Here is a 7,337-nt window from a genome sequence, read left to right as displayed (position 1 = left end):
CTTTCGCAAGCGAAGATATGAACTTTCAACATGCAGAGCGGGCCAAGCGTGCGGCTGAGTTGGAAATCGCCAACAAAGAGTTACTTTTTCAAAATGAAGAGAAGGACAAACGTGCGGCCGAGCTGGTCATCGCCAACAAAGAGCTGCTCTTTCAACATGAAGAGAAGGACAAACGTGCAGCCGAGCTGGTCATCGCCAACAAAGAGCTGCTCTTTCAACATGACGAGAAGGGCAAGCGTGCTGCCGAGTTGGTCATTGCCAACAAAGAACTGCTCTTCCAAAATGAAGAAAAGGCCAAGCGTGCGGCTGAGTTGGTAATCGCTAACAAAGAACTGCAGTTTCAACATGACGAGAAGGCTAAGCGTGCTGCCGAACTCGTCATCGCCAACACTGAACTCGCCTTTCAGAACGAAGAGAAAAGCAAACGCGCTGCAGAGTTAACGTTAAGTATGGAATTGGCCAATGTCGCAAACCAGGCCAAGAGCCAGTTTTTGGCCAATATGAGTCACGAAATCCGAACCCCCATGAATGGGGTACTGGGTATGCTGACTCTACTCAAAGAGAGCAACCTGAACGACCGCCAGCGTGACTACGCGCAAAGGACCGAAGGTGCTGCCCGCTCATTGATGGCGATCCTCAACGACATCCTAGATTTATCAAAGGTAGAGGCGGGCAAGATGGATCTTGACCCCGAGCCTTTCTGCATGTCCGACGTGGCGCGTGATGTGGAGACCATCATGACAGGCAATCTGAATGGCAAAAAGATTGACTTGACGTTTGACCTGGACCCAGCGCTACCAACCTTGGTGATGGGCGATGCCGGTCGTCTCAAGCAGGTGCTGATTAACCTGGGTGGAAACGCACTCAAGTTCACAGAGCTTGGCGAGGTAAGCATCCGGGTCCATGTGCGCCGCCTTGAATCAGCCAATGTCGTTTTAGCTTTTGAGATCATTGACTCCGGTATTGGTTTGACGCCAGAGCAACAACTTCGGATCTTTGCCGGCTTCTCGCAGGCCGAGGCCTCAACCTCGCGTCGCTTTGGCGGCACCGGCTTGGGATTGGCCATCAGCCAGCGACTGGTGGTCCTGATGGGCGGAGAACTCAAAGTCACCAGCAGCCTCGGGGAAGGCAGCATGTTTTACTTTGATTTGAGCTTGCCGCTGGTTGAGCAACAACAGTGCGCGAATAACGAGACGACCCAAAGTATTCCTTCAACAGAAGTTCCAGCTTCTGGGCTCAATCTGGCTGGAGTGCGTGTGCTGCTGGTGGAAGACAACCTCATCAACCAGATGGTGGCGCTGGAGTTGCTGGGTAATCAAGGCGCCTTGGTGCAACTGGCGGAGAACGGTCAACTGGCCATCGACGCGCTGATCGCCACACCGATGGGCTTTGATGTCGTCTTGATGGATTATCAAATGCCAGTGATGGATGGTCTGCAAGCAACCCGGCACATTCGCCAGCAACTTAAACTGACCCAGCTTCCCATCATCGCGATGACGGCTAATGTCATGGCATCCGACCGTGAGGACTGCCTGGCTGCGGGGATGAATGACCATATTGGAAAACCTTTTAATGTCAAAGAACTTGTGGCACTCCTGCTGCGATTACCTTTGCAATAGATCCTCCTTTTAGCCTACATTGTTTCCTCCTTGACCATGTGGCTGCTGTTCACCGTGAAATACGCATAAACCAGCTCATTGGTTGAGTCTTTAATTTTCTGGCGCAGGCACTCTCTTACGCTAATTGACGTAAAGCTTGTTCGTATCAACTTTAAAAGTTTCAGCATGGAACGTCAGCAACACGGCGGGCATTTAGGGAAGGCCAATGACTCCTGAGGGTCTGCAAGAGTCCGCCGTTTTTCTCCGAAGCCGACCTTTAAACTGAACGGCTGCAATGGAGAAAAACGTGGACCTGCAAGGCAGCGGGAACCGACGTAGGTCTTCCCGAAATGCTCGATCCATACCCGACATTCACCCCTGTAGCCTGACCGTCAGCAATGTGGAGTCGATTTTTCGCATAGCTGCTCTGGCTTCTGACCATCAATGGTCATAAAAATTGATTACTTGTGTGGTGAATTCAAGACCTTTGGCTGTCATTGGATTTGATGCTTTGCCAGCCAGATTGCCGTCATTGGGTGCGACGAATTATTCGTTGACTCGAACGGCGGTGAGATAGCGTGCTGAAATAGTGCTCTATGTGATTCAGAGTACTGTTTCTGAGTTGCCAGCAGCTTCCCAGTCAATTTACGCACGCATCGTTATAACCCCATCAAGTCCACTTCAAAAAAGGCTCCTTGTTTGCGGAGCCTTCTCTTCTTTACCTGCGCTTACTGCAGTGTGTAGGGTACATAGAAGTGCACATACTCCCTGCCACTTGCATCAGCGGCACGCAAATGAAAACCAGTTTGGCGGGAGGACGCGAGGTAACCCGCTGGATTCGCGCAATGCTTCTCACCCATATTATTGGAATCAATCGTCCCGTTGGCGCAGGCAATGGAGGCCGTGCGCACAGAAGACCCTACGGTTTGCCCATCGCTAAAGTTTGTCCTGCCACTCACGTAGCCAACTGTGTTGGTTGTGCTGGTAAAACCAGTACCACCGGTTTTCGTGGACGGGGGCGAACTCGCGTAGTCATAGTACAGTGCCGTTCCAAACAACTTGATTTGGGTTGGCGGTAAAGTGCCTGATGGTACTTCCCAAGTGGGCGCCATGGAGATGGCAGCTGGCAAGGACGCATAGCTCGTGGTTGTACCGGTGTTGACTTGGTAACGGCTCACCATGTCCGCAATCGACGCGGCTGAGAGATTGGCCATACCCTGCTTGCGCAATTCCGCAATAGTGTTCGCACGAGTACGTGTCTTGTAAGACTGAGCCCCCAACAAGGTTCCCCCTGTGGCGTTATTGGTGCCACCTGAGTAATAACCGATGGTCCAAACGCCTTGGTTGGGTATGCCTGCAACTTGGTCTTCGGTAAAGTCGGTCCCCACAAAAACCAGGCCTGGCTCAAGGGCAGAAGGGTGCGATGCTGGTGCTCCCGTGCTCGCCACGTACTCGGACCGAATGCGAACAAAGGTGGTTCCACTGGCGACCAAAGGGCTGGAGGAGCCTTTCTTTGGCAACACCATTCCATCGGAACCGGGAATCAGCGTCATGTGATTACCGTTAGGAGCAGTGACGTCAACATACGTAATTCCGGGGATGTTGGGAATGTTGATGTTGTAGCCCGTACTGTAGTAGCTTTGCGCTGGCTGTTGTACAAATTCACGCAGTTGTTGGTATGGCATTACACCGCCGCCATAGATGTACTGGTTGCCAATTTGTTTGAGCTTACCGTCCGTATCAAGGCGAAGCACGAAGGTATCGAAAGCCTCGTTACCGAGCGTATCGCGCGATTTGTAGCCGGCCACTATATCGCCGTTATTGCGCGTGAACTCATAGGTGCCTTGGCTAAACACGACGCCGGTAGCACCGTCGCGAAACAAACTTGCAAACGCGCCGTTGTTGTTGGCATCGCGCCCCACCGTTACGCCGTTGCTCTTGAAGCTGGCGGGCGAATTTCCCAGAAAAGCTGAAGTGCATGCAGAAGCCACAACATTCCCTACGGTGCCTGTTGCCACACCACCGCTCACCACGCTGTTAACACGTGTCGTAGTCGGCAGCGAGTAACAGGAGGTCAGTTGCGCAAGATGTGCCGAGATCAATGCCGAAGTGCCAGATGGCACCAGGCTGGAGGCCGTAATGGCTGGAAGCACAGGCACGTTGGCTGTAGTTGTCTGATTTGTGAACGCAATTACGGTGGGCGCTACGTCATCGGCCGTTTGTTGCTTCACGCCAATCTCGATATTGGTGCTGGTCGCAGTGGCGGGAGTAAGGGTGACTTTGATGCTGTCAAGAAAATGATCGTAACCCGCGCCACCAACAGCAAACGTTCCCGTAAGCGGGTCGGTAGCAGTGGCTCCGGCTGCAGCAAGAATAGGCGCAAGAATGGTTTGAACTTCGTTGACTTTTGCCGCTACGGTTGTTGCATTGATTGTGGACGTTCCAGCGGCCAATTCTGCTGCCAACTGGCTGGGGTCTCCTGATGCGGAAAGTCGCGAGGCAATCAAATTGGTGACCTGCGACACATTGACCGTTGCTGTGGATGTTGTTCCCGTACCTGTAGGCACCACGCTGACAAGGGTTTCAACAACACCGTCAGCCGTGGTGCGTGATGCGGTCAGGACAAATGGCGCAACAGCGCTTGCGCTGATCGTGATGCTGAAAGTGCCGTCTGCACCCACCACCGAGCTAGTTCCCACCACGGCCCCTGTTTTATCGGTCACCGTGATGGTCGCACCCTCAAACGCTGCGCCTGTAGCGGCTGTTCCTTGGAGTGTTTTTGTGGCGGTTGTCGTAACGCCGCCAAGTGCGTTGTTGCTTGTTCCTCCGTCTGATCCTCCGCATGCGACCAGTAATGCTGCGGTCACTGCAGTAATAGTAAAACCCACAATTTTTTTGCTTTTCATGATCAACCCTAAGTTATTTTATTTAACTGCGGTGCCACTCAAGGTTGCAGTTGCACACTACAGCTCCAGACGGTTCGTCTTCATTAACAGACTACTGAAATACTTCAAAGCTTCACTTCTTGAAAAATTTCAATCGCATACAGCGACCTGCAAACCATTATTTTTGAGTGCTTTAGGGGGTAGGTAGGCACTCAAGAAAATATTTTTCCATTACGAGACTAGTACTTCATCAGCTTGTTATTCTCATTGTGACAATAAAATTTGTGCTTTAGCCGGTAAATACAAAGGGTATACCCTTGCGCAAATCCCTGGGCACCCACGATTGTGGCTAAACCTGATGGAGTCGTTTTAGTGCCAATCGGTGATGCCCCAAACCTGCTGTTCGCCAGCATCCGCTTACGTTGCTCTGGAGCCGACTACCTGGCTGATTCCAGTAACGGCAATGGGCACGATGCCGAATGCCACGAACGGTTTCCGACTGGGGTTGAACTGGAGCGCCGGAAAGCTGCCTTCCGTGAACGGCTCCTGAGGGTCTTCAAGAGTCGTAGATGCCAGCAGCTTGGATGACAGCTTGCTATTTTTGATGATGATTTGAAATTCCAAACTGCCTCCTCAAAAGCTGACGTTCAGCAACTGCGCGAATAGACGCACCGATTGAAGCTGCGCCACTTGATCCTGTTTTGCAAGAATTTTGCGATGAAGACTGTTCACCCGCAGCCAGTGTCCAGTTTGGCAAATGCTGCGCTTGCCCGAAGCAGTCAATCTTTCTGATCGCTTCGCCACATTTGTTAGCCAACCTTGAGGATTCGGTCGTGTCCAGCTCTTCGTTCCCTCTGTCTTTAACAGCGCGTCATCAATCTCAATACCCAGATAGTGCTCGGAGCTCACAGCCCCAGGTCCAGAAGTCATTGCCGACATCAATGATTCACCGTCTGTCGCCAATACGAAGTTTTGTCCTTCGTGCTTTGCGTGCATTACCCGTAATTTTTGTTCAAACACTTCATCAAGAAACGGCTGTTGGCAGAATTCTTTGCCGTTTCTAGCCGGTGGTGATGGCCGCCCTTGACATGGCAGAGCCGCTAATTTATACTAGATATCATGTGATAGCTAATAATCGCATATCTAAAATGGAGTTGGAAATGAGCAAGTACAGCGATAGCTTTTACCCACACGATTGTTCGACTCACGGTTACGCCCAGCTCGATAAATTCAAGTTCCACCACTCGCAAGGACTCTTTGTCCCGCAAGAGCGCAAGGAAGAGTTGGGTTTGTTCATGCAGGCGGTGTACAGCGCCGAAATTGAACGTGAACTTGATATACAGGCGCGAACTAAAGCAGGGGCTGAACAGCAACTCATCCTTGCCACCCCGCCAGTGCAGTTGACAGATGCCAGCAATGCGCAAGTAACGCCTCAGACTAACGATCAAAATCATGTTTGCATTGAGGTGCCTTGTGTATATGAAGTTGACGTGCTTGCACAGCAGCAGTCGGCCGAGAATAATTCGAAATTCAGTGAGCGCGATCGCACCCGTGCGATGAAGGAGGTCACGACAGCCTTACTGACCCGGCCCATGACGCGCAAGGTTGCCATGCCAAAGGATGTGGGGGAGGCGATGCAAAAGCTTGCCCAAATAGCGCCCCACATTCCCGAGTTGGTCGAGGCCTTTCGGATTCCCTTGATGGAGGCCGCTGCCACTGGCTCGGCGCCCCTGTTTCCACCGATTTTGTTGGTCGGTGGGGCTGGGGTTGGTAAAACTTTTGCCGCGCTGCAAATTGCTACTATTTTGGGTGTCACTGCGCATACATTAAGTTACGCTGCCAGTGGTGCGGCAGGCAACATGTTGTCCGGTGCCGATAAGAATTGGGGCAATAGTTCAGCCGGACTGGTCTTCGATACGCTGGCGCACGGGGCCTTCGCAAATCCTGTCGTTTGTTTGGACGAAATTGACAAGGCAAGCTCAATTGCCACGACAGGTGGAGCGGACCGTCATCCCCTGAATGAGTTGCTCGCCTTACTGGAGCCCCTGACCGCGAAAGAGCACAAAGATCGCTGCGCGGAGATCCGGGTTGACGCCAGTCATGTGATCTGGATCGCCACGGCTAATTCGCTCGCCGGACTTTCAGCCCCGTTGCTGAGTCGGTTCAAACTGATACTGGTCAACAAGCCCGATGCCCGCGCAGCGGTCAACATTGCACTGTCGGTGACTCAAGCCGCTTCATTGCAAATGGGTGTCAGCATCATGGCACCCCGCGGCGAGGTGTTGCAGTGGCTTGCCACACTGACACCTCGCACCATGCGCCGCCTCTGGACGGGCGCGGCAGGTTGGGCTGCAGCCGGTGGGCGCCAGCAGGTGACGATGCTTGATATTGAACAGTCACTCGGATTGGCGCAAGCCACACCGAACCTACGGCATTGAACGATCTTTTCAGATGCCGACACCCCAGCATTTGTTTGCCCGTTTCCCGTACGTGTTTGCCGGTTCTCGTATCGGGATTTAGATCTCCCGCGAATGGCTGCTGATGCTGTGTTCTGCATATGTCAAACAGCGACGCCTGGGGTCATTGCCGAATCTTAATTTTAAAAAAGGAAACCCCATGATCACCTCGACAGACAGTAGCTGCATCCTGTGCCTTGATTTTGATGGCGTAACCCACCCGGAACCCTGTCAAACCGACAAGTTATTTTGTCACTTGGACCGCATCGAAATAGTGCTGCGCGATTTCCCGTCAGTGGAGATCGTCATTAGCAGTTCATGGCGTGAGGAATTCGGCCTTGGTGACCTGCGGGCCTATTTTTCACCCGATATCGCCAGACGCGTGGTCGATGTCACAC

6 protein-coding genes are annotated in these 7,337 nt (G+C 52.5%); 3 read left to right on the top strand and 3 right to left on the bottom strand.

Features of this window, described 5'->3' with window-relative positions; translation table 11 throughout:
- A partial coding sequence (locus WCG50_RS16075) for an ATP-binding protein (protein WP_336900609.1) occupies nt 1–1,619 on the top strand: 1,619 nt, incomplete at its 5' end.
- A gap of 707 nt (nt 1,620–2,326) precedes the next feature.
- Here WCG50_RS16075 and WCG50_RS16070 read toward each other — a convergent pair.
- From WCG50_RS16070 to WCG50_RS16060, 3 genes are all read right to left on the bottom strand, one after another.
- Nucleotides 2,327–4,504, bottom strand: coding sequence for an Ig-like domain-containing protein (locus WCG50_RS16070; RefSeq protein ID WP_336900608.1), 2,178 nt, complete (start codon nt 4,502–4,504; stop codon nt 2,327–2,329).
- A 396-nt stretch (nt 4,505–4,900) separates the two neighbouring features.
- Entirely contained in the window at nt 4,901–5,107 is a 207-nt protein-coding gene (locus WCG50_RS16065) for a hypothetical protein (RefSeq protein WP_336900607.1), read from the bottom strand.
- A gap of 9 nt (nt 5,108–5,116) precedes the next feature.
- A complete protein-coding gene (locus WCG50_RS16060; protein ID WP_336900606.1) occupies nt 5,117–5,503 on the bottom strand; it encodes a hypothetical protein in 387 nt (128 codons plus the stop codon).
- Nucleotides 5,504–5,643: 140 nt separating this feature from the next.
- On the opposite strand from WCG50_RS16060, the gene WCG50_RS16055 reads away from it, so the two are divergent.
- Together WCG50_RS16055 and WCG50_RS16050 are read left to right on the top strand one after the other, a co-directional pair.
- Nucleotides 5,644–6,921, top strand: a complete 1,278-nt coding sequence (locus WCG50_RS16055) for an AAA family ATPase (protein ID WP_336900605.1) — start codon at nt 5,644–5,646, stop codon at nt 6,919–6,921.
- A 178-nt stretch (nt 6,922–7,099) separates the two neighbouring features.
- Nucleotides 7,100–7,337 (top strand): HAD domain-containing protein (locus WCG50_RS16050; protein ID WP_336900604.1); only part of this gene is annotated, 238 nt, incomplete at its 3' end.

The sequence above is a fragment of the Rhodoferax sp. genome (assembly GCF_037143375.1).
Taxonomy (GTDB): domain Bacteria; phylum Pseudomonadota; class Gammaproteobacteria; order Burkholderiales; family Burkholderiaceae_C; genus Rhodoferax.
The sequence above is the reverse complement of the archived record's forward strand: the minus strand, read 5'-3'. Positions and strand labels throughout refer to the sequence as shown.

Bases quoted from the DNA above. Each gene is read 5' to 3' on its own strand.
- WCG50_RS16070 (WP_336900608.1), bottom strand. From the start codon at position 4,504: ATGAAAAGCAAAAAAATTGTGGGTTTTACTATTACTGCAGTGACCGCA.
- WCG50_RS16055 (WP_336900605.1), top strand. From the start codon at position 5,644: ATGAGCAAGTACAGCGATAGCTTTTACCCACACGATTGTTCGACTCAC.